This is a genomic window from Paenibacillus endophyticus (assembly GCF_014192395.1).
Taxonomy (GTDB): domain Bacteria; phylum Bacillota; class Bacilli; order Paenibacillales; family Paenibacillaceae; genus Pristimantibacillus; species Pristimantibacillus endophyticus.
Genome location: NZ_JACHXW010000024.1, coordinates 29,286 through 52,633, shown reverse-complemented (window position 1 = coordinate 52,633; position 23,348 = coordinate 29,286). Strand labels below are relative to the sequence as shown.

Annotated in this window: 21 protein-coding genes; 6 read left to right on the top strand and 15 right to left on the bottom strand. The window is 43.7% G+C overall.

Annotated elements, in window-relative coordinates; genetic code table 11:
* Positions 1-254 precede the first annotated feature (254 nt).
* From FHS16_RS26855 to FHS16_RS26845, 3 genes are all read right to left on the bottom strand, one after another.
* Positions 255-677 (bottom strand): MarR family winged helix-turn-helix transcriptional regulator, encoded by a 423-nt coding sequence (locus tag FHS16_RS26855; RefSeq protein WP_183570021.1) that lies wholly within the window; start codon positions 675-677, stop codon positions 255-257.
* 183 nt (positions 678-860) lie between these two features.
* Positions 861-1,349: an MFS transporter gene (locus tag FHS16_RS26850; protein ID WP_246431988.1), complete on the bottom strand. Its 489-nt coding sequence runs from the start codon at positions 1,347-1,349 to the stop codon at positions 861-863.
* A gap of 247 nt (positions 1,350-1,596) precedes the next feature.
* A complete protein-coding gene (locus FHS16_RS26845; protein ID WP_183570019.1) occupies positions 1,597-2,547 on the bottom strand; it encodes an AraC family transcriptional regulator in 951 nt (316 codons plus the stop codon).
* A gap of 186 nt (positions 2,548-2,733) precedes the next feature.
* Here FHS16_RS26845 and FHS16_RS26840 point away from each other — a divergent pair, with 186 nt between their 5' ends.
* From FHS16_RS26840 to FHS16_RS26830, 3 genes are all read left to right on the top strand, one after another.
* Entirely contained in the window at positions 2,734-3,585 is an 852-nt protein-coding gene (locus FHS16_RS26840) for an aldo/keto reductase (RefSeq protein WP_183570017.1), read from the top strand.
* Positions 3,586-4,064: 479 nt separating this feature from the next.
* Positions 4,065-4,454 (top strand): MerR family transcriptional regulator, encoded by a 390-nt coding sequence (locus FHS16_RS26835; RefSeq protein WP_183570015.1) that lies wholly within the window; start codon positions 4,065-4,067, stop codon positions 4,452-4,454.
* A gap of 154 nt (positions 4,455-4,608) precedes the next feature.
* Positions 4,609-5,670 carry an NAD(P)-dependent alcohol dehydrogenase gene (locus FHS16_RS26830; RefSeq protein WP_183570013.1) on the top strand — a complete coding sequence of 354 codons (1,062 nt, stop codon included), beginning with the start codon at positions 4,609-4,611 and terminating at the stop codon, positions 5,668-5,670.
* A 161-nt stretch (positions 5,671-5,831) separates the two neighbouring features.
* Here the strand turns inward: FHS16_RS26830 and FHS16_RS26825 are convergent, their stop codons facing one another.
* From FHS16_RS26825 to FHS16_RS26795, 7 genes are all read right to left on the bottom strand, one after another.
* Complete coding sequence (locus FHS16_RS26825) at positions 5,832-6,359, bottom strand: P-loop NTPase family protein (RefSeq protein ID WP_221226484.1); 528 nt, start codon at positions 6,357-6,359, stop codon at positions 5,832-5,834.
* A gap of 165 nt (positions 6,360-6,524) precedes the next feature.
* Positions 6,525-7,409, bottom strand: a complete 885-nt coding sequence (locus FHS16_RS26820; protein WP_183570009.1) for a carbohydrate ABC transporter permease — start codon at positions 7,407-7,409, stop codon at positions 6,525-6,527.
* Between the two features lie 15 nt (positions 7,410-7,424).
* Positions 7,425-8,279: an ABC transporter permease gene (locus FHS16_RS26815; protein ID WP_221226487.1), complete on the bottom strand. Its 855-nt coding sequence runs from the start codon at positions 8,277-8,279 to the stop codon at positions 7,425-7,427.
* Positions 8,280-8,388: 109 nt separating this feature from the next.
* Positions 8,389-10,080 (bottom strand): extracellular solute-binding protein, encoded by a 1,692-nt coding sequence (locus FHS16_RS26810; RefSeq protein ID WP_183570005.1) that lies wholly within the window; start codon positions 10,078-10,080, stop codon positions 8,389-8,391.
* Positions 10,081-10,243: 163 nt separating this feature from the next.
* Complete coding sequence (locus FHS16_RS26805) at positions 10,244-11,671, bottom strand: response regulator transcription factor (RefSeq protein ID WP_183570003.1); 1,428 nt, start codon at positions 11,669-11,671, stop codon at positions 10,244-10,246.
* On the bottom strand, positions 11,668-13,413 hold the full coding sequence (locus FHS16_RS26800; RefSeq protein WP_183570001.1) for a sensor histidine kinase: 1,746 nt from the start codon (positions 13,411-13,413) through the stop codon (positions 11,668-11,670). The genes FHS16_RS26805 and FHS16_RS26800 overlap by 4 nt, the downstream gene beginning before the upstream one ends.
* Positions 13,414-13,556: 143 nt before the next feature.
* A complete protein-coding gene (locus tag FHS16_RS26795; RefSeq protein WP_183570000.1) occupies positions 13,557-15,494 on the bottom strand; it encodes a glycoside hydrolase family 127 protein in 1,938 nt (645 codons plus the stop codon).
* 123 nt (positions 15,495-15,617) lie between these two features.
* On the opposite strand from FHS16_RS26795, the gene FHS16_RS26790 reads away from it, so the two are divergent.
* The gene (locus tag FHS16_RS26790; RefSeq protein ID WP_183569998.1) at positions 15,618-16,472 is read left to right on the top strand and encodes a helix-turn-helix transcriptional regulator; all 855 of its coding nucleotides are present in this window, start codon (positions 15,618-15,620) and stop codon (positions 16,470-16,472) included.
* Positions 16,473-16,569: 97 nt separating this feature from the next.
* Here FHS16_RS26790 and FHS16_RS26785 read toward each other — a convergent pair whose 3' ends face one another.
* Complete coding sequence (locus tag FHS16_RS26785) at positions 16,570-17,655, bottom strand: NADH-dependent flavin oxidoreductase (protein WP_183569996.1); 1,086 nt, start codon at positions 17,653-17,655, stop codon at positions 16,570-16,572.
* 709 nt (positions 17,656-18,364) lie between these two features.
* On the opposite strand from FHS16_RS26785, the gene FHS16_RS26780 reads away from it, so the two are divergent.
* Both FHS16_RS26780 and FHS16_RS26775 read left to right on the top strand, forming a co-directional pair.
* Positions 18,365-19,021, top strand: a complete 657-nt coding sequence (locus FHS16_RS26780) for an NAD(P)H-dependent oxidoreductase (protein ID WP_376769706.1) — start codon at positions 18,365-18,367, stop codon at positions 19,019-19,021.
* A 222-nt stretch (positions 19,022-19,243) separates the two neighbouring features.
* A complete protein-coding gene (locus FHS16_RS26775; protein ID WP_183569992.1) occupies positions 19,244-19,882 on the top strand; it encodes a nuclear transport factor 2 family protein in 639 nt (212 codons plus the stop codon).
* A gap of 152 nt (positions 19,883-20,034) precedes the next feature.
* Here the strand turns inward: FHS16_RS26775 and FHS16_RS26770 are convergent, their stop codons facing one another.
* The 4 genes from FHS16_RS26770 to FHS16_RS26755 all read right to left on the bottom strand — a co-directional run bounded on the left by FHS16_RS26770 (position 20,035) and on the right by FHS16_RS26755 (position 23,276).
* Positions 20,035-20,442 (bottom strand): hypothetical protein, encoded by a 408-nt coding sequence (locus FHS16_RS26770; RefSeq protein ID WP_183569990.1) that lies wholly within the window; start codon positions 20,440-20,442, stop codon positions 20,035-20,037.
* Between the two features lie 377 nt (positions 20,443-20,819).
* Positions 20,820-21,281: a VOC family protein gene (locus tag FHS16_RS26765; RefSeq protein WP_183569989.1), complete on the bottom strand. Its 462-nt coding sequence runs from the start codon at positions 21,279-21,281 to the stop codon at positions 20,820-20,822.
* A gap of 80 nt (positions 21,282-21,361) precedes the next feature.
* Complete coding sequence (locus FHS16_RS26760; RefSeq protein WP_312891097.1) at positions 21,362-22,048, bottom strand: sigma-70 family RNA polymerase sigma factor; 687 nt, start codon at positions 22,046-22,048, stop codon at positions 21,362-21,364.
* A gap of 328 nt (positions 22,049-22,376) precedes the next feature.
* Entirely contained in the window at positions 22,377-23,276 is a 900-nt protein-coding gene (locus FHS16_RS26755) for a sugar phosphate isomerase/epimerase family protein (protein WP_183569987.1), read from the bottom strand.
* Between the last annotated feature and the right edge of the window lie 72 nt (positions 23,277-23,348).

Sequence of the window (23,348 nt, the reverse complement as noted above, 5' to 3'; positions counted from 1 at the left end):
CGCAAGCATTTATTTTACCACTTTTATTTTTACTGTCAACTTCCATATACGGTATTCTCAGAAATTGCATAATTGACAGCATAAATAATTCGTGATATCGCTAGCATTCCCCCACTGTTAACGGCATATGTCAGCTCAAGCAAGCATGAGATAAGCATGAGATAAGCATGTGATTCCATCCGGTACGAGCGGCAGCCTCTACCCTGCCCGTAGCCGGTTCATCATTCCGAGGTTAAATTTAATAACGTGTATCATTAAGACAATTTTGGTATCAGATGCTGCAGCTTCTTCAGTTCATCATATTGAATATCCAATTGCAACACTTCGTTAAAAGTGTTAAGCGCACGTTGGAATTTGTTTTCGCCCAGCTCCGTAATTCTTGTATATATGCCTCTGCGGTCATCTTCACATACATGTCTTTCCAACGCGCCATAGTTTTTGGCTTCCATTCTCACGACAAGTCTGGAGATCGCACTCTGGCTTAAACCTATCATTTCCTGCAGCTGCTGTAACCTAAGTTTTTTATCATCCGACTTAGAGATGAAATATAAGACATAGAACTCTTTCAAGGACAAATTGTTTTTCTCTTGTAACGTTCTTTCTAATTTATCATTGACACCGGAATAAAGATCGGTCAAAAATAACCATGCATCTAACGTATCATTTTTATTTTCCAACGCTGGATCCACCTATTCTAAATGAAATATTGCCTATCGTATAAACTAGTGTAACAATCTTGATCGAAACGGTCAAAACCTATTCCAAACCTCTTGTCAGTTATCGGTCATAATATGGATCGCTTTATTAGGTCTTTTGCTCCTCAAAATAAAAAACGAAATTATCGCAATTGCCATACATACCTAGTAAACATCACGCAAGCCTGCAAACTGAGCGACCATACCGCCACCTAAATGGCCTACTAACCTTCCAATAATGGACCCATTGTAATAAATCGCCGTGGACATCCCCGGTGAATTTGGAAACAGCTCCGTGAAATAGCTTAGCCCGTTTCCCATTACAATAGCTACGAAAGTTGCCTGTAAAATTTGTGCTGCAATCAGTTGCCAAGATGCTGTGGCAATACTTAATATCATGCTGTACATGAAGGCAATAAAACAGGCGCTGATCATTAAAGAATGGTTCGATATCCGTTTACCCAAAGCGCCAAGCACAAACATAATGGGGCTCTTCAATCCAGCGCAAATACTAACGACCAGTCCAACATCTGTATGCTTGCCATGTTGTTCAGAAGACTGAGCGCTGCTGCTCTTTTCATCGGAATTGTTCCCACATGCAGACATTATGAATACCAATGCCAATCCTAGCGCGTATAAGTACAGTTTTTCCATCCTATTTTCCTCCTTATTGAAAAGCCTACACTGACGATATCGCATTATTTCAATGTGTATGCACTTATTATGCAGGATAAGATGAGAAGAACGTTAACTCGATTATCTTAAATGATTGCCTATTTCTCTCGCTTGCCTTATAACCATGATGTACGAATATTACATAAATAAAGAAAGGCAGCTGAATGAAGATCAGCTGCCCTTCTTTATTTTATGGCTTATTCTGTCGGTATAATGTTATCGCTCTTTATGGTTGGGATGTTCTAACGAGGCTCTGATCTGCATTTCCATCTATTTGCTCATAAGTTTCTTTCAGTCGCTTTATATCCATCTTGGGAGGATAACCAAACATGCGGGAATACTCACGGCTAAACTGGGATGAACTTTCGTAACCAACCCGGTACGCAACTTCTGTGGCATCAGCTGACTCCATTAGCAATAGGCTGCGGGCTTCTTGCAGACGCAGTTGCTTTTGAAATTGAAGCGGGCTCATCGCAGTAATTTCTTTAAAGTGCCTGTGGAACGAAGAAACACTCATGCTCGCGACATCGGCAAGCTCTTCCATTCTCAAAGATTGATCATAATGTTGGATAATTTGGTCAATGGCCTCCCTGATCCGATAGGTATTGCTTCCTTCCATCGCAATTTGAGCAAGGGTTGCGCCATATTGGCCTTGAAGTAGTCTATAAATGATCTCTTTCTTATGTATGGGGGCAAGATAGGGAATGTCTTTAGGAGTATCGAGCAATTGAACCAAACGGAGTATGGCATCTAATATGGATAACTCGATCTGGCCGACAAACATGGCCCGCGTTTCATTTTCATTAGCGTTGAAATGAATGTTAGCATCTTTCAATACCTCAAGCACTTCATTCTGGCTTAGATCAAGTTTCAAGCTTAAGTAAGGCTCATCCGGTGAAGCCTTGATAACCTGTCCGATTACCGGAAGGTCCATAGAGGTGATCAGATAATTGGAGGGGCCATATTCTAGGCGCTCCTCTGCAAGGAAAATTTCTTTCAACCCTTGCGTAACAAAACAAAAGGAAGGATTGAATACCCGGTAGGCCGGCACATTCACCCTATCAGAACGAATGAGATACAACGAAGGGATTGTTGTCTGTAATACTCCTGATTGATGACAATGACGGTTAATTAATGTCGTAATGTTATCCTGCCTTATTTTCTTTTCTTCAATCATTGGCTCCTCCTTGAGATTTCATTTTGTTTTATTATATAGCAATTGTTTGCTAATAAGGAATGCTGCTGAGAGGATTAGGCAATCATTTAAGACGAATGAGATATCGGTACTTTGTCCAGGAATACATAATGAAGACATGACCTACAGATGCTACGTAAACAAATGAATGGAAATGGAGGTTCTATCATGCAGAAAGTCATTTTGAACAATGGCGTTGAGATGCCTGTACTCGGTTTTGGCGTTTTTCAGATTGCTGATCCAAATGAATGTGAACAAAGCGTTTATGACGCTATAATGGCGGGATATCGGCTGATTGATACCGCTGCCTCTTATATGAATGAAGAAGCGGTTGGCAGAGCGATCAAACGGAGTGGCGTGGCGAGGGAAGAATTATTTGTCACGACGAAACTTTGGGTGCAGGATACTGGCTACGAAAGGACAAAACGAGCATTTGAAAAATCACTGAAAAGATTGCAGTTGGATTATTTGGATTTGTATTTAATTCATCAGCCATTTGGCGATGTGCATGGCTCTTGGCGTGCGATGGAGGAACTGAACCGTGAAGGAAAAGCACATGCAATAGGCGTGAGCAACTTCCATCCGGACCGTCTGATCGATCTGATTCTTCATAATGAAATCGTTCCTGCCGTAAACCAGGTTGAAACGCACCCCTTCAACCAACAAATCGAAAGCGCGAAATTCATGAAAGAGAACAATGTTCAAATCCAATCCTGGGCGCCTTTCGCCGAAGGAAAAAACAACTTGTTTCAAAATGAGGCATTACTATCCATTGCAGAAAAACATAATAAATCCGTCGCTCAGGTCGTTTTACGCTGGTTGACGCAACGAGAAGTAGTTGTTATTCCGAAGTCTGTTCGGAAAGACAGAATTATCGAAAACTTTAATATCTTTGATTTTGAATTAGGGCAAGTGGATTTAGATATCATTGCTGCATTAGATACGAATGAGAGCTTGTTCTTTTCGCATCGCGATCCTGAAATGGTGAAGTGGATTGGTACCCGTAAACTAGACATTTAGCCAATCGATATTTCTAATGGTCACATTCTGATTACTTTTTAGTTATGACTTGATATCCTCGATGATTTATTAATATTATAAAATTAGAACGCCGGTTGTCATTCTGAACATGACGACCGGCGTTCTTATTCACGTTTCAAGTCAATTTTCTATCTGATAGTTTGAGTATGTCCATTTTATTGCAGCCTCCAATTCAACGGTGTACATAAGAAAGGCATCAGAATGCTTGACAGAGCCATCACAAAAGCACTAATGCCCCCTTGCGTCTCGAAATTTTACATGTTCCGTGCTCTATCAATGCCATGTGTTACCGTTCCCATCGCCGCACCAATCGCTGCATCGCTGCGGATCTTAAACAATTATGTGTAGAGATAGTCGATAAATTGATGTTGCATTAAAGTGTACTTTAAGGTCCATAATAAGCCTTGGGATTCATTGCAAAAGATCAAAATACAATCTAAAAATGAAGGAGTGATATAGTGGAAATTCATATAAAAGAAGCAGCAGAAAAGATAGGTTTGCCTGCTCATACGCTACGATATTATGAACAAGAGGGTCTTCTGCCTTTCATTAAAAGAGATGAAAACGGAAATCGTATTTTTAACGATTCGGATTTATTATGGTTAGAGCTTATTGTATGTTTGCGAAAAACGGACATACCACTTTCTGAGTTACGTGCGATCGTGGAACTGACCAAAGAGGGAGACAGCACCGCCTTGCAGCGCAAGGAAATATTTGAAAAGCATAAAGAGAAAATGATGGAGAAAAAAAGAGACTTGGATGACGCTTTTAGCAAAATCGAATCGAAAATTGGATATTACGATGAGATAGAAAAGAAATACAATAAACAGAAATTCAATGAAAATTGAATTGTAAAATGAGGTGAACGCCTCACTCTCTTCTTCTAAAAGACTATTTTCAAAAAAAACTTGCCTTCAAGTCAACATTAAGGCTTAAGCTATTTTTACAGCTCTTAAATACATTCAAATTGTTATTCACAAAGAAAGGATTGTGACATCTTATATGTGCAACGATCATAAAGGCATGATTACGACAAAAGTTCTAAGTGTCCCAAGCGCAAAAGCACCATTTGAAAAGACAACCATTGAACGGAGAGAATTACGGCCAAACGATATTTTAATCGATATAAAGTATAGCGGCATTTGCCACTCTGATATTCACAGTGCATTCGGTGAATGGGGCGGCGGGATCTTCCCCATGGTTCCTGGACATGAAATTGCCGGAATTGTAGAGGCGGTAGGAAGCGAAGTGACCAAATATGTGGTTGGTGACCGCGTTGGCGTAGGTTGCTTCGTTGACTCCTGCGGAGCATGCGAATACTGCCTCAGCGGAGAAGAACAATATTGCACGAAAGGTGTAATCAACACCTATAACGGTCTAGACTACGACGGCAATCCAACTTACGGTGGTTATAGTCAACAAATAGTAGTGACGGAAGGATTCGTTGTCCGCATCCCAGACTCTCTGGAATTGGACGTCGCAAGTCCGCTATTATGTGCAGGCATTACCACGTACTCTCCTTTAAAACATTGGAACATTGGCCCAGGCAAGAAGGTTGCCATTGTGGGAATGGGCGGACTTGGGCACGTAGCGATCCAATTCGCTCATGCTATGGGTGCTGAAGTCACCGTATTGAGCCGCTCTAATAACAAGCAAGAGGAAGCATTAAAATTTGGCGCCGATCATTACTTTGCGACAAGTGACCCCGATACATTTGCCGAATTAGCAGGCCGCTTCGATCTCATCTTAAATACGGTGTCTGCGAATCTAAATGTTGATGCGTATTTATCGCTGCTTCGCATTAACGGGACGCTCGTAAACGTTGGAGCACCGGCTGAACCTGATCACTATCATGTTTTTTCATTAATTATGGGTCGTCGCAGCATTGCAGGCTCGCTTGTTGGCGGGATTCGTGAAACGCAGGAAATGCTCGATTTCGCAGCCGAACACGGCATTGCCCCTATGATTGAAGTGATCCGTGCGGAACAAGTCGAAGAATCGTATGAGCGTGTCCTCAAAAGCGATGTGCGTTATCGATTCGTTATTGACATTTCCACTTTATAATTTTCAATCAAATGAATTCATCAATGCCATGAATTGGAGTTCAATTAAATTAAATGAGCAGGCCGCCGAAGCGCCTGCTCATCCCTGTGTCATATTCAATTATCTTTTTCCGTTAAAATCCCTTCTCGGCAGCTTGTTTTCAATGATTTACGTGAATAGGATTAACGAAAATATTCTGATAAAATGCCAGCCAATACTTTCTTGTAATCATTCATGTGATTCGAGGAGTTGTCCACTTTTTTCTTAGCTATTTTTAAGCGATTAAAAATTTCGTTTTCCAGCTCCCTCCTTGCATGAAGAACCTGCAAAGTTCCTTCTAAGCCCTTGCAGCCCTCATTTTTCCCATATCCTTGGTTCGTATAATAGTCAATAAATCCCTCTGACCATTCCTTGGGCCTTTCCCCTACAGCCTTTCTGAAAGAATGCTCGGGATCGTTCTGTTCGACATAGATCAATAAAGGATTCAGCCGCGCCGCAATGGTCGCCAGTTCTAAGACATAACTTATAACGTCTTCCTTATTTGAATCATATTTAATCATTCCCATGGTTACGGGGTTTTGTATAAAACAACAATCAAAAATGAAAGTGTCCGTCCCATTCAGAACGCTTTCCGTAAACTTCTTCCATTTTCCGGTTACGAATTTCCTATTTTGATCGAGCGGCAATTCATAAATATCATATTTGGCCACTGCATGCAGCCATTCATTTGGAAAGCTCGGCCCATATTCATTATTCATTTTTCGGTAGTTTATCAAATAATGGTTGCCGTCTTTAACTGTATACTTCTTTAACAAATCGCTGAACTTTTCATCGGTTCTCAATATTTCGTCGAATTCATCGTGTTACCGAATCTCCTATTCCTTAACGGAGCCTAATGTAATACCGTGAATAAAAAACCGTTGTAAAAACGGATACACGATAAGTACGGGAATCATAGCAATAAAAATCTTCGCTGCATTAAGCGTTTGATTGGACAGCTCGTTTAGCCGCTTATACTGATCCTCCGTCATATTCGAAGAATCAATAACGACAACGAATTGTTGAATTAATGTCTGCAGCGGATAATGATCTTGCCCAGAGGTCAAAACAAGGCCGTGAAAAAATTCATTCCAATGATAAACGATCGTGAACAACGTAACGGTTGCTAAGACCGGCACGGCCAAAGGAATATACAAGGTAAGCAGCATCCGCCATGGACCGGCTCCATCTACCAAAGCCGCCTCATCCAATTCTTTTGGCAGATTGCGGAAGTAGTTTACGATTAAAATGACGTTGAACACCGGAACGCCGCCTCCGAGCACAAGACCCCAGATCGTATCATACAATCCTAGCGCCTTCACCGTCATATACCAGGGGATTAGCCCACCATTAAATAATAGAGTAAAGACGAGAATCCACATAAAGACGTTCCGCAAACGAAAATCCCTGGTGCTCTTGGAAAGTGGGTACGCCATTAAAGTTGTAACGACAAAGGTGATGAAGGCACCGATGAGGACTCGCTGTATGGATATCCAAAAGGATGTAAAAAATGAGCTGTCGCCAATGATTTGCTTATAGGAATTGAAATTGAATCCAATCGGCCAAAGCCACACCTGCCCCGCCGCCGCCGCCGATTTTTCACTAAGAGAGACCGCCAGCGTGTACCATAGCGGAAGTAAACAAAGGAAAGCGATGAGGAGCAGTACGATCAGGAGCATAGAGTCAAACAGCTTAGATCGAAGTGTTGTTTCTCTTATCATAATATTGCTCCTTTATTAGAAAATACGGTAATTCGCAAATTTTGAAGCCAGCATATAGGACACGATGATCATAATAAAAGAGACAATCGACTTCAATAACCCTACCGCCGTCGCAAGCCCGTATTGCATGTTCAATAGCCCTTCGCGATATACCCAAGTATCAATAATGTCACCCGTTGAATAAAGCAGCGGATTGTATAAGTTAAAAATCTGGTCAAACCCCGCATTCAATACGTTACCTAGGCTTAACACGGAAAGCAAAACGATTGTGGCTCTTAGCCCAGGCAATGTAACATGCCAAATTCTACGCAGACGGGTTGCTCCGTCGATGGAGGCAGCCTCATAGAGCGATGGATTGATTCCCGTCAATGCCGCTAAATAGATAATGGTATTAAAACCAAATTCCTTCCATACATCACTTCCTACCACAATGAATGGAAACAGGTCAGCGCGTGCAAAGAATAGCACGGGATCTATTCCAAACGTATGTAATAAGACATTTACAGGGCCGGTGTAGGAAAAGATATCGAGCAGTATTCCAGACAAAATAACCCATGACAAAAAATGAGGCAAATAAACGATCGTTTGTATCCACCTTTTTGCAGCCATTAAGCGAAGCTCATTGAGCATAATAGCAAAGACTAGCGGTATCATCAGGTTGCCTACTATTTTCATGACTGCAATAAAAATCGTATTGAAAAAAATGGTTCTAGTATCGTTCAACGAAAACATATATCGAAAATTTTCAAGCCCTATCCATTCCGATTTGAAAAAGCCCTGACCGGGATTAAAATCCTGAAAAGCGATTACCACCCCAAATATAGGGATGATACTAATCAGAAACAACCAGACAAAACCGGGAAGAAGCATGATGTAGTAATGCTTGGTGAATGCTCTGTTTCTCACCTATTCCGTTCCTCCTTCGCTATGCTTGGCTGGCATGACGCGCCGGATGACACCGGCGCGTCTGTAATCGTCATTATTTCATATAATCTTTGACTTCTTCCGTAATCTTGTCACCGCCTTGATTCTTCCAATCAGATACAAATTTATCAAAATCATCTATTGGAGCAGCGCCCATGATGATCTTCAAGAACGTTTCGTCCTCCAGCTTTTTGAGATTTGACCAACGACTTTCCATCGTTTTTGTCTGTGAATATAGCACGCTATATACTTTATTGTAGTCCTGCTGCAGAGCAGAGGATCCCACAAGAAGCGAGTACATACGACTCCATACACCTGTGTCGGCCTGTGGATCCCAATATTGGATATCCATATTGTCATAAGGCTCTTTTTTAACTTTCTTTACGTTCTGAATATCGGCTGCAAGCAGCTTATATCCAGGGTCTGTATAATCCTCTGGTTTCTTCGTGCCAGCCAGAATGTCTTGCAGCGCCTTGGCGGAATATTCACTTTCATCCGTATAAGACATCGGTACACGGAGTGGATAGTGGCCGACAGGAACTGAAATATCGAATTTGGATTCGTCGCGGACAAGCAAGTTGAGCATTTTGATCGCGGCTTCTGGATGCTCGTAGCCTTTCCTTACAACAACGAACAACGTGGATGGCGCTCCCATATGTGCGTTGAATTGCCCGTCCGCGTCAAGCGGGAGCAAGTAGGCTTGCCAATTAGCCTGCGGATCGTTTTTAATTGCATCCGGCAGCGGACCGTAGCCCATCCACCATGGAGCGAAAAAGATTCCCGCTTTTCCGTTAACTACCGGCTCGTAGGCGCTTTTTCGTATTCCGATTTCCTTATCAATCAGGCCGTTAGCATATAAGTCCCGAAGCTTTGCCAGTGCTTCTTTTGTCTCTGGCAATATTGATCCGTATACGGGATTGCCCGCGTCATCTTTCAGCCAATAACCAGGATGTGATTTGTAGGCTCCAAAGATCGGATCGAGACCAAACGTGTTGTTTGTAGATTCGAGCGCATTCGCATACAACCTCGCTCCATTTTGCTGTCCGGCAATTGCAATGGTATCTTTCTGTCCATTGCCGTCCGGATCTTGTTCAACGAACGCCTTCGCGACTTTCTCCAGATCATCCATCGTTTTCGGAGGCTCGAGCCCAAGCTTGTCAAGCCAGTCCTTGCGAATCCACATCTGATGGACGCCATCGGATTGAACCTGAATGCTCGGGATCGCATACATTTTTCCGTCAAATGTGACTGCTTCATTTGATACGCCATTGGTCTTCTCCATGAAATTTTTGATAGCCGGAGAAGCATATTGTTCAAATGCTTCTGTAAGATCCTCTAGCTGGCCAGCCTTCACCATAGCTCTAAGCTGTGTATCCTTAACGACTAGTGCATCCGGCAAGTCGTTGCTGGAAACCGCAAGGTTCACTTTCTGGTTATAGTTAGTGCCTGTTGCCGCTTGCCAAGACACTTTCGTATCGATGTTCAAATTTTCCTTCACATAACGAGAATACTGGTTGTCTTCCGGCGTGTCTCCTGCAGGCAAGCTTTTGTCTGTAGGATCTACTTCCTTGCCATACGTAAGCGTGATGGTCTCCTCGTATTTACCGAATGGATCAGCGATTTCGGCACCTCCATTCGTTGATGCAGGAGGAGTGTTAGCAACGTTCCCTTCACTTCCCTTATTGCTGCAAGCGCTTAACAGTACGAGCAGGGCAGCCATAACGGTAAACACATATTTCTTGCTCATTTGTTGTCTTTCCCCTTTCTAGTCGTAATCAATGTGGTCAAGCATCATCAATATAACACGACTTAAATCCATGAACGGATAGAACCAAGATCGAGACACAGGGGGATAAATGAACGGAATTTAAGCTTAACGGCCATTTGTCCCCCTTAAGGGATCCATGACTCTACCTTATCTTGTGTTGCTGTCGATATTCACTCGGAAGCATGCCTGTCTGATCGCGAAATGTCCTACTGAAATATTTCTCATCCGCATATCCCGTATGTTCGGCAATCCAGACGATCGGCTTGGCCGTTTGGGCAAGATATTCCCTAGCCTTATCTATCCGTACCTTGCGGAGGTATTCATTGAAAGAGTGTCCAACGACCTCCTTAAAGCATTGGTTGAAGTAGCTTCGACTTAGATTGACCCGTTTGGCAACATCAATCGCAAATAAAGGAAACGCAAGCTCCTCATGAACAATCTTTACGGCTGACATGATGCTGCCGCTCACTTCCCGGCTTAGCTGCAGATTGCCTGTCAGCGCAAGAGCCAGCTTCCTGAAGGCTTCCATCCACTTAATAACGTCCTTCCAGCTCGCGAGCGTGTCTGGAAGCGACATACTGTTTAGCGTAACGGCTCTAAAAAGACGGTTCCAATCTAATGTAAATCCGTAAAGCAATTGCATGAGTTTTGGAATTGGCAGCATGAGCTCTCTGAGCCTACCTTGCATGGCATAAAAACTCTGGTCATCATAGACCCATGTGAATGCATGCAGCATCTCCTTCGCCAATTCATCCTCGCTTTCACCTATCTTTTCCATCTCTTCTTGCAGCTCGTAGACAGACTTTTTAATAGGATGAGGTTCGTAATCGTCACATTCATAAAAGAAATTCTTCTGCTTGTAATTTCGCAACAGCTGATACAGGTCGGTCCACAACATGCCGTTTGCATCCCGCAGTTGTACTAAACGCCAATTTGAGCCATATGTTTCACTTGGCAGAGGCGGTAGTAAACCTTCACTAGCGCCAGCTCCAGGCAGATGCTCCTGGATGTAGTTGGGCGACCATATCTGAATCTGCCCATCCGACTCCATTCTCCAATCCAATGAAAGAATATCCTGTTTTTGACTAGGAACGACAGGCTTGTCTCCAACCTCCAGAAGCACATATACTTCATCTGCAAGGGAAATGCCATTGCCCATCGACTGCGGTTCATCCATTTGATTTCGCTGCTCGTTCAGCATACGTGCATGAATACGCCCAAGCACCTCTTCGAACTGCTCCTTCTCTAGCTGAACCTTCGCTATATAATCAATGGCGCCTAAACGGAGTGCTTCCTGTATATATTCGAAATCCTGATGTAAGGTCAGTACGGCGATAGCCACCTCAGGATAACGCTTGCGGACGATGCGGATCAACTCGATTCCTGACATGACCGGCATTGCCAGATCAGTCATCATTAGCTCCACCCGATTCTCCTTTAGAAATTCGAGCGCCTTTTCTCCGTTCGCTGCCTCTCCTACAACTCTCATTCCAAATGCTTCCCACGGCATCACGGACATGAGCCCCTTGCGCACAAGTTTATCGTCATCAACAATGAGCACATCAATCATGACTGGTTGTCCTCCTTCGCAATCGGAATCTGAATGACAATAACTGTACCCTTGCCTAGCTTGCTTGTTACCGAAAGATTTGCATGACCATCATAATGAGATTCCAGCATCCTTTTCACGTAATTCATCCCAATTCCCATCCCTACCCGGTGGCGTTCGGTTTGTTCTTGTTCCAGCAATGCAAGGATGGTTTCATCGGAAATGCCTCCGCCGTTATCCCGAATCTCAATTTCAAGGCGATCGCTCATGGTGACGTTCACCTCTATTCTTCCATCGTCCTCCAGGCCATGGTACAGCGCATTTTCGACCAACGGCTGAAGAATAAATCTTGGAACAGACAGATCCAGCAGTTCATCATCTACCTGCAAACGAACATCAAAATGAAAATCGTACCGAATTTGCTGGAGAATCAGATATTGCTTGAGTGAGTCGATCTCTTCCCTAATCGTCGAGCTGCTATTTCCTTTGCCTAGGTTGTAATAAAGAAGCTTGTTCAGCGAAGTGACAAGCCGATCAATTTCTTCCTGCCCGTTCATTACAGCAAGCCAATGCGCGGTGTCCAGTGTATTCATCAGAAAATGCGGATTAATCTGATAAAGAAGCTTTTCGATCTCTAAATCTGCCCTGCGCTTTTCCTTGATCTCTACCTCCGAGTAAAGTTGTGCGATTTGAACTTTCATATGCCGAAATTGGGTTAACAGCGCCTCAAATTCCGGTATTCGCGATTGGGTCGTTACAGCATTGAAATTGCTGTTTGCCATCCATCTGATCTCCTTGTTGAATTTGGAGAGAGGGCGATAAACCATCTTCCAAAGCAGCCAACCGATGGCTAATCCGACTGCGGCAAATAGAACCGCCAGCACTATCATCTGCATGAACCAGCGATTCTTCTCCTGGTTGTAGTCGGATTTGGCAATGAGAGAGACGACGCTCCATCCTTGATTGCTAATTTGGCGATACCAATAATAATCGAACGTCACTCCGGATGCCAAAGACGGGGATTCCAAGCCTGGAAACGATGAATTCTCCGGAAATACGTCATTTAACTCGCTATATGAAATTCGTCCGTTGTTATCCAAAATCAGATGATCCGTATGTTTGCTAACACCATCAAGATCAAGCACGCTCTGTGTTAATTTAAAACCGGATTCAATATAGACATAAGCATCTTCCCGCTCAGGCAGCTCGACCTTGCGCAATGCGGAAAACACATATTGATTATTAAACCGATCATTGCTCATGTGAGGCCCAAAGTAAGTAATACCGTAATATTCAGCTATAATGGGTAGGTTTTCGATATCGAAAGAGTCCTTCACACCCATATTTTCGAAATGAATGGTACCGTCATTACCGAAGTAATACATCGTCAATCCAATATTTGGATTAGTGAATGTGATCAGATTAAGCTGATACTTGATCTGATCCGTAAGATAGCTGCGATCATAGGGTTTATCCGCAGTCAGGAACAATTCCAACTGCTTGCCTATGTTCCCTTCAAAGGCAAGTTGCTGAGAAACGTGATTCAGATTACTCAACGTATTCTCAAACGACAGCCTTACCTGCTTCAAGTTACTTTGGATGCCGGATTGCAGCTTCGTGTTCAGAATCGAAGTAATGGTGTTATAAGATACATAGCAGGTGAAGATGAAAGGAATTAACGTCGCGGCAGCAAATAGCAAGAGAATCCGATTTTTCAATGTCATACGATCCATATGGGACTTTCGTTCATTCTCTTTCTTCATGTTCTCAGCTCCGTCTTTGAAAACTACCGAAAGATCCCTGGATGGCTCATCCAGGGACCCTTAGCATTTTTTTAAAAGAAAATCATTATAATTCGTTACAAAACATAGCTGTTTATGAGCATTCTAATTATTCGAATCGATCTTCAGTAACGCAACCATACATTCATTTCACCCGCTTGGCGATTTCCCCATAAATAATAAGGGATCGCCTTGAAACGAACCGGTCTGGTTTGCTTGCGGAGCGGCTGATATGGTTGATTCTCCGTCCACGCGGATTCATCCACCACCTGCCCATTACCTTCCACAACCATGCAGCCGCCTAACAGGTCGGCAGCTGCGCTCTCCGTCAATTCCGGCTCGCCGGCTAATGATAATGAAGCAATAGGCAATCCATTATCCGCTTCTTCGACGCAATATACGAGAGGGCCGCGTTGGATGGCTGCCTTCCCGGCATCCGCCCTAATCTGCGGATTGGCGGCAATCAATTTCGTCTCCAGCGGCAGCAGCCAAGTAAGCGTATCGCCATCCGACCAGCTTCGCGCAACCTTCGCATAACCATTTTCCACAGGGTAATCCAAGTCGGTACCGTTCACTTTCAATACCGGTCGTCCATCTTGGAACCAGTTCGGGATTCGCAGCGCGAGTTCGAATGCGGCGCTGCCTGCAGTGCCAGATAACGAGATGGAAAATTCGATTCTGCCGTTCCATGGCAATTCGGAGTGCTGACGCAATACGACCTGGCAACCACCTGTTTCAAAACCAATTTCGCTGCCAATAAAAAGGTGAGTGTAGACTTTACTGCCGTCATCGCTTACATCGTAAATATAATCGCTAAGCGAGCTGAGAAGCCGTGCTACGTTAGGCGGGCAGCAGGAGCAGCCAAACCATGGTTGACGCACTGGCTTTACGTGAAACTTATCGGGATTTTTGGAGCTGGCCTCCGGCCAAACTTCTAGCGGGTTTACATAAAAGAAATGCTTGCCGTCCTTGGACATGCTGCCCAGCACATTGTTGTATAGAGCTCTCTCCATTACATCCGCGTACTCGCTTTTGGCTTCCAGCTGCAGCATCCGGCGTGCCCAGAAGATCAGGCCGATTGAGGCGCATGTCTCTGCATACACGGTATCATTAGGCAGATCGTAATCGAACGAGAAAGCTTCTCCAAGATGAGTCGACCCGATCCCGCCTGTGATATACATCTGCTTGCGTGTCGTGTTGTCCCATAAGCGCTCACAAGCTTTGCGCAGCTCGTCGTCATCGGTTAGGCGCGCCAGATCAGCCATTGCCGTGTACATATAGACGGCCCGCACAGAATGACCTACGGCAACGGATTGCTCACGTACTGGCAGATGGCATTGATACACTTCAAGATTTGGTGTTCCTTCCGACCAAATACTGGTCTTTCCCCGGCGTTCCCATTCTTCAATAAAATAGCTTGGCTTGCTTCCCCGCTCGTCAATGAAATATCGGCTTAGAGTCAAAAATCGTTCTTCACCCGTAGCCTCATATAGCTTGACCAATGCTAGTTCAATCTCTTGATGCCCGCAGTATCCACGGATTTGATCTGGTTGTGTTCCAAACATACGGTCAATGAGGTCAGTGAATCGGCGTGCAATGCCCAGTAGCTTGCTCTTGCCCGTAGTCTGATAATAAGCGACAGCCGCTTCGATCAAGTGGCCTGCACAATAAAGCTCGTGGGCTTCGTGAAGATTTGTCCACTGTTTTCCCGGCTCCTTTACCGTATAGTAAGTGTTCAAATAGCCATTCTCATGCTGCGCCTGTCCAATCAGATCGATAGCGCCGTCTGCTATATTCTCTAATTCAGGGTCAGGATGATGTCTGAGCGAAAATGCAACCGCCTCCAACCATTTGTATAGGTCGCTGTCTTGAAAGATCCAGCCCCCAAATTCGCCCTCCTCCAAGCCTGCTGCAATTCTGAAGTTGCGAATCGCATAACTAGGCGCCGCTCCTTCAATCCTATCGTTAAGCGCTTCCCATTGATAAGGAATGACTGTATTTCGAATTAGCCCTGAATAGTCCTGCCAGAATTGATCCTGAATGTCTACTTGCGTTTTCTGCATATTGATTCCTCCTATACAATTTGACTCTTAACGTTTTCAATTATATGCTTTACTTTACTGGTCAAATAGAAATGAAATAACCTTTTTTTTATAAAAAATAACACAGAAAGGAGAGATAGAGTTTTGAGCGAAGAGCTAATCGTTGAACTAAAAACACCGCCGATTCCCTATTATTTGGGATCCGGATGTTCAGAATTCCAGATCGGAGATCATCATCCTAATAGAAAAAATCTTGGCATTTACGATCTATTGATCGTGGCGAAGGGAGAACTGCATATAGGAGAAAACCGACAGCAATGGAAGCTGACAAGAGGAGATACACTGCTGCTGCTGCCTGAAGGAGAGCATTACTCGGTAAGTCCCTGCTATCAGGAAACCGTTTTTTATTGGGTCCACTTTGAGCATTCGAAACATCAGGAGACATACCCGAAAAACAATCAAAAAGGAATATTGTATTCAACGCGGCCTTTCGGCAATCCTTACGGACTTCGACTCCCGAAGCATTCACAGTTATCTAATCCTGAGCTGTATTTCAATCTAGTAAAACAATTGCTGGCGCTGCCAATCAACGGCTCTTTCTGGGAGGAGCAGCGCTTGCTAGCCGAACTGCTCGCCATGCTCGAAAAGGAAGGCTTGAACAACACACGTTCAGTATCGGCCCGTTTGGCTGAACTGGCTGCAGCATACATTCAGAAAAATTATAGAGAAAAGATAACCAATGAAATTCTAGCTTCTGCCCTGCATTTTCATCCGAATTATATCGTTAGGTGCATGAAAGCAAAGTATGAACTCACGCCTAACGAATATCTGCTGGAGTTTCGATTGGAGCGTGCTAAACGGTTGCTGATTACAACGGAATGGCCGATCGAACTTATTTCTGAAGAAGTCGGATTCCGTTACTCCCCTTATTTCTCAGCCTGCTTTAAGCGTAGCGTAGGACTATCTCCTATCCGTTTTCGTAAACAGTTTTTGAAATAGTTTCCCGAAAAAGTTTTTGTTCATAACTTACGGAAATTGTCGATATAAAGTAAAAACCCGTCAAACCCAAGCGGGTTTGACGGGTTGAACACTAATGTTAATCCTCAAACGGAATAAAATTTTCAATCATTTTCCATAAAGCGTTGGGTAGCATCAAATCCAATTGATCGCCGCGGTATAATTTTTTCTTGATAAGATCCTCATTTTCTTCGTGCACCTTCTGAACCCATTCCGGATCCAAGAGCAGTCCTCTAGCAATCGCGAGAAGTTCTACACCGGTGGATAGCGCCATAGCGGCATCTTCCGGCGTTTTTATTTCGCCAACGCCGATTAAGGCCGTGCGGTCACCGACGACTTCTTTAAGAATTTCCATCCGAGACCGGGTATCATTCGTGCCTCGACGTGGCTTTGACCAGAATTGATGTAGGGAAACGTGAATATAATCTAAACCCTGATCCGCGAGCATATCGACGTTTCGTATAGTATCCGCCATCGTCAAACCGTTCGTTTCTGCTTCCTCCGGCGAAATTCGGTAACCGATGATAAACGGCTTTTCGCTTTCTGCCACTACTCTTTTGACTTCGTTAATAACGGCAAGCGGAAAAGCTAATCGATTTTCTGACGTGCCTCCCCATCGGTCCATACGGCGGTTGTAATGGGGGGAAGTAAACTGCTGAACCAGAAATCCGTTTGCGCCATGAATTTCGACTCCATCGAAACCCGCTTCAATGGCTCGTCTTGCCGCGTCACCAAATTTCTTAATGATCGATTCAATTTCGGTATCGGATAATTCGCGCGGCAGTGGAAGTTCGGAATTCTCCGCTACTACTGCGCTCGGCGCTTCACCTGATCCGTTAGCCCCCTCATGTAACAATTGCATAACCGCAGCGGCTCCATGGGATTTCAATACGGCGCTAAGTTTTCGCAGTCCCGGAATATGTTCGTCAGTCTCCACGGCCGGCAAACCCGGATAGTGAGTACCTTCTTTAATTGTCGTAGCTGACGTAATGACCATCCCGACATCTCTAACCCTCTTATCGTAATAAGCCAATTCTTCCTCGGAAATATACCCTCCTGTCAGCGATCCCAAATGACCCATTGGGGCCATGACCATTCTATTTTTCAAATGCTTGCCGCTTTGCAGTTGAAGCGGTTCGAAAATTGCTTTGTAAGCATCTCTCATGTATGATCTCCCCCATAAATAATAAATGATCAACCAGTCTTTGGCCCGATTGTCGAATGCTAAACGCTTGTCCATCTGAACCATGTTTTCGTCTACTGTAAAAAGCTTCGCTAAAGAAGGTTATTAATGGCCAGGATAGATGAACGACCTCATTTATTTAGTAAGTTACTGAGGTATCGAATGCCTCGCGGTCAACTATATCAGGAATTGGTTTTTTTCATAAGAAGGCAATTTTTTTAAATATGCTTTATAAATATAAAGCTATTAAAGAAGCCATTTCATTTTCCCTGTACGAAGATGAAATTGTTTGTGCAGCATAGAATTTCGAGTATTGGAGCGAAACTTGTCTGGATGAAAGGCGGGTACCATGACTTTATTTTTCTAAAGCATGTGTAAAAAAATTACGTTCTTATGAGATAAACGAATACCTGCTATAGTTGACTCCGAAGCAACAAACGCTTCGTTCACTATCATTTTTGAAAAGAGGCGAATTAAACATGTAGGCACAGTAGATCAGATCATTATGTTCCAAGAACATATGCCGGAGATTTATTGGACCGATGAAAACACGCGAAGGGTATTTGGGAGATGGAAGATTTATTGACTTTTCTGTAAATGGTGGGGGCTCCATATTTAACACGTTTCGGATTCCAGGACATTGCAATACGTTAATAAAAATTTACTCACGGGGAGAAAATAAACCATGAATATCGAGACAAAAAAATCAGATTTGTTGGCCACGTATTATTTCAGGCATGCAACCAAAGAATTCAATCCGACGAGAAAAATATCAGATGAAGATTTTCGATTCATACTCGAGGCTGGCCGTCTTTCTCCGAGCTCTGGAGGCAATGAGCCTTGGAAATTCGTGATCGTGCAAAGCTCGGAATTCAGAAATGAACTCGCACCGCTCGTATCCGGGGCAATCCGGTCGCTGCCAACATCGAGCCATTTTGTTATCATTTTGGCCAGAAAAGGGCTCACTTATGATTCTTCTTATATCTTGGAACAGCAGACCCTAATAAAGGGCATGCCTTTGGAAGTTTTTAAAAGCATGCAGCAAGCTTATGCACAATTTTACGACGACCTTCATTTGGACACCGAGCGGACCTTGCTGGACTGGTCTTCGAAGCAAACGTACTTGGCAATGGGCAATATGATGACAGCAGCGGCGCATATCGGGATCGATTCTTGTCCAATCGAAGGCTTCGAAATGGATGCCGTCAATGAACTGCTTGAGAAAAAAGGGTTGCTTGAAAACGGCCAATTCGGTTTGAGCGTGATGACGGCGTTCGGCTATCGTTCCAAAGAACCGGCGCGTGCCAAATCGAGACGGCCCTTGGAGGATATCATTCAATTTGTATAAATCCAATTCATAAAGGTCGAGGCTTCTCTTACCTTTCTAATCTCCGCCCGATAAGGATTCTGCGTCGTCTAAACACAACGTTTTTGACGTAATGGAAGCTATTCGAGTTAATGATGCGGTCAATTCCATGAAACGAATACAAAAGAGAATAGTGTCTGTAAGCAGCAGCTTAGAGCTAATGCGTATGCAGACGAATACAATCATACAAAGGAAGTGTTCATAATGTTTAGGAACATGAAGTTTATATACAGCGTTATTTTGGGATTAGTCATGATAACTACAATACTCTCGGGATGCTCCGGGCAAAATAATGAGACGAAGCAAGATGCGCAGGCAGAGCAAGATATTCAGACCCAGCAAGCTGCGAAAATCGCTGAACTTGAGGGCAAGTATTTACGCTTGGAAGATATGGAGCAAATCAAACAGTTAAAAGCCCGTTATTTTCGTTTTGTTGATGAGAAAAAATGGACTGAATTTGGGGAACTGTTTACAGCGGAAGCCAAGCTAGTTTCCGACGGCCAAGATTATTCCAAAGGCGGGCCAGCCGCTTATGGGAAAATGATCGGGGACCTTGTGGGTAAAGCACCGACGGTTCATCATGGCTATATGCCTGAGATTGAGCTATTTGACAAGGAAAACGCCAAAGGTATTTGGGCTATGGAGGATTTGCTAACCTTCCCTGACTCAAAAGACGCTTATCCAGGACATCACGGGTACGGCCAATACCATGAATCGTATAAAAAAGTAGATGGCGTCTGGAAAATCAGCAGTACGGAACTGACTCGATTCCGCGTAGATCCTCTAAAAAACTGGGATCCGAATACAGATCCTATAACTGGACAACCTGCAATCGGAAAATAATCTGGAACCGAATAAATGAAACAAAAAAAGTTACCCCAATAGACGCGCAATTAAAGCTCTAAAGGGGTAACTTACTGACTTTTAAACCGATTACCTGGCCCTTAAGGCACCTGATCGTTAGAAACAACAGACTCCTAAACGAAAGGAGTAGCCTAAGCTCTTTCCTTCGGCTTTTCCCCTATTAAACCCAACAAAAACATTTGAGAATAGGCGTATCCTTTGTACGTTTTCGATACACATGAAGGAATTGTCAACTCCAGGTCCAAGTAAGTAGTTAGTATCCGCTGTGTAAATTCTTTTTGATTCGTTAAGGAATATTCCTGCAATTGTTTTGCAAACTCCTTGCTAACATGTTCTCTCCCCCCAAGCGCTTCTTGCAATTGGTAACCGGCGCGATATAGATCAGCAGCTTCTTCTTCATCCGTTCGCTGATGTTCAGCTATATACGAAGAAATCCAGTCACGTACCAATGACGAAGTATCTTTATTATTTTCCTTAGCTATCTGCTGGAAACTCTCTTTTATGTCTTTTGATATGCGTATTTGTAAATTAGCATCCATTTAGTTGATACCTCCTTATTTGAATACACTAATCATAAGACGAATACAACGATATTGTCAATACATAGTCATTACATTGTTATCACATCATCAATACATTGTCTTCACAAATTTTTTTCCGGGATGTAAAGATCATCGGCGATCTGCTCAGCGCGTTGTCGATCGGAGCCATTCTATTGTTCGTGCTTGCGGGTTGTTGGCAGGCGTATTCACTGCAACGGTAGTGTCGGCCATGGTCAACCCGTTCTCGATCATTGTACACTATAATGTTACAAAAATTGTAAAGGCACGCTATAAATAGAGCCATCCCAATTGGGATGGCCTATGGCACAAGTTAACTCAGGGTTACTGAAATAGCAAATTAATATGCATACTAATCACTTGATCTGGTCGAATAAATGTACTTTAACTTTATCCACTTCTTCAGGAGTCCGATGAACGTTTACACATTCATTCACGTCATATTTATTGCCATCTAGATCATAAAACACAAAATTAATGCCGCAGCTCCCGCGATCCTCTAGCCTGCCGATTTGTATGTCGGTTGTTTTTAGATGGTCATACAGTACTTCGATCTGCCTCACTTCAAAGGTCAACCTGAACATTTCATACCCGGCTTTATTCGGAAATTGATTTTCGATTGGACCTTCTGTCTCTACCAAATGCATCCATTGTCCGTCTGACAGCTTTAAGATGACTTGAGCCTCCGCTTCATTATACGGAACTGCATACTCTAGCCCGAAATTTTGCTGCCACCATTTCGCCGATTTTAAAGGGCTTCTAACTGGTATGTAAATTGAACATACGGCTTTCAACGCATTTCTTAGAATTCCCGACATGCTGATCATCCCCTCCATGTTAGTATGACTCCATTTCAAGAAACGTTGATTGAAGCAAAAACCAAACAGACCAAAAATATTTATTTAGAAATGACATTGAATAGATTATCGTCAGGATCTCTGAACGTAAAGTGCAACTTCCCGTTTAATGCCTTAAGCTGGGAGAGATGCATTCCCTCTTGAGCAAGTCCGATGAAAGCATGATATATAGCTTTTGGATCGCATCTTTGAAAAGCATCAACCAACACATCGAGATCAACAACAGTTCCCTTTCTTTTTTGAACGACTTTTTTCTTCTTAATTGCAGTTGACTCTTGAGATAACTTTTTCAGCTTAAGTCTAGCCCGTCCTAATGATACTTGTACTGCTGCTTCTCTCATCTTTACGAACACTGCAGTCTCCTTTGCTGTAAAATTAAATACATCCATTAACAGCAATATTACGCACATCAGCGGTGAAAGTCGTTCCGCTAACTGTTCTAATAGCTCTCGGCTAGATAACAAGAAATCAGGAGTCGCTGCTTCATGATTTTGTTCAAACGGTACAGTTCGGATTTTATGTGCTCGTTGACTATCAATCCAAGCATTCTTCGCTATACGGTACAAATAGGCTTTCGTAATAGGCCTTTCCGGGTTCTTTCGAACTGCCTCAATCACTTTTACAATCACATCTTGCGTTAAATCCTCCGCGTCCCATCGATTTCCAGTTATCCTTAAACTGTACGTGGTCAATATTTCTTTCCAGTCTTTTCTTATTAATTCGATCACGGGTTACCGTTCCTTTTCTATCTGATTCTTTAATAGATAACTCAGTCATATCGGGCGGAATACTTGTCTTTATTCATGAAATCAAATTCAAAGTTTTCTGCAAATAGTTGCATTAAACAAATTCATTGAACTTATCCCCATTTCCTTCTTTTGGAATAATTATTTTAATAGATTCGATTGCATTATTGCCCTACACCGCCCGTCCGCTTTATTAAAAAATAGAGTAATTGCCGCAGCAAACCGCTCCTTGTCTGTTCAAGTACCGTTACTCATTAACTCAATGAAAAAAATAACTCTAATTCGGTATCCGAAAGCTACTGGATCTTGATCACGGCAGGGGATTAGGCACATAGCTGCCACCTCTACATTTTTTAAGATAATTTAACGCATGAACTTGACCCGTCATCTCCAACTCTCCGTTATAGACAAGATCATGACCCCCTTCGATGTCGATGCTTCCTTGGTAACCCGCTTGGCGAAGAATCGTAACGATGTCGGTCCAATTCGTATCGCCGAAGCCTGGCGTCCGATGCCAGCAGAACGGACGCGGACCATGTATGCCTTCCTCGCGCAAGATGTCCCATGCGATCGTGGCATCTTTGCCGTGAACATGAAAGATTTTGTCTACCCACTTGCGAAGCTGAGGGATCGGATCGATCAAGTTTACCATTTGATGGCTGGGCTCCCATTCGAGGCCCACGTGCTCGAACGGAAGCACGTTGAACATCTTCTCCCACGCGGCCGGATTATGGGCAATATTCCAGTCACCGCTTTCCCACGATCCTCCCATGTCGCAGTTCTCGAATGCTATTCGCACGCCGCGGTCTTCTGCCCGGAGAGCAAGCTCGCCGAATACTTGGGCGAAACGCGGCAAAGATTCGTCAATCGGCTGTCCAGCTATTCTACCGGCGAAGCCGGAGACTATGTCCGTTCCGAACAAGTGCGCATGATCGATGAGCCGCTCCCAGCTGGCAATCGTATCCATGTTCCCCACTCCGTCTGTTAATGGATTCCCGTATACGCTTAGGGCGGAGATCTTCAAGTCGCGATCTCCGATCGTTTCGCGCATTTGCTTTGCCATCTCGGCCAAGTTTATGGCGCCCGTCGTCTGCCAAAAGGATAGTTGGAAGGATTCGAAGCCGTGCTCCGCAATCTGTGGAATGATGCGCACCGCGTCTTGTCCTTCAACGATGGTGCCGATTCGAATTCCTGTATCTTTGCCTATCACATGTCATCACTCCTATATGTAAGCTCCTGCTCAATCTTTGATAACAAGAGAAGAAGATCCGTGATCGCTTCA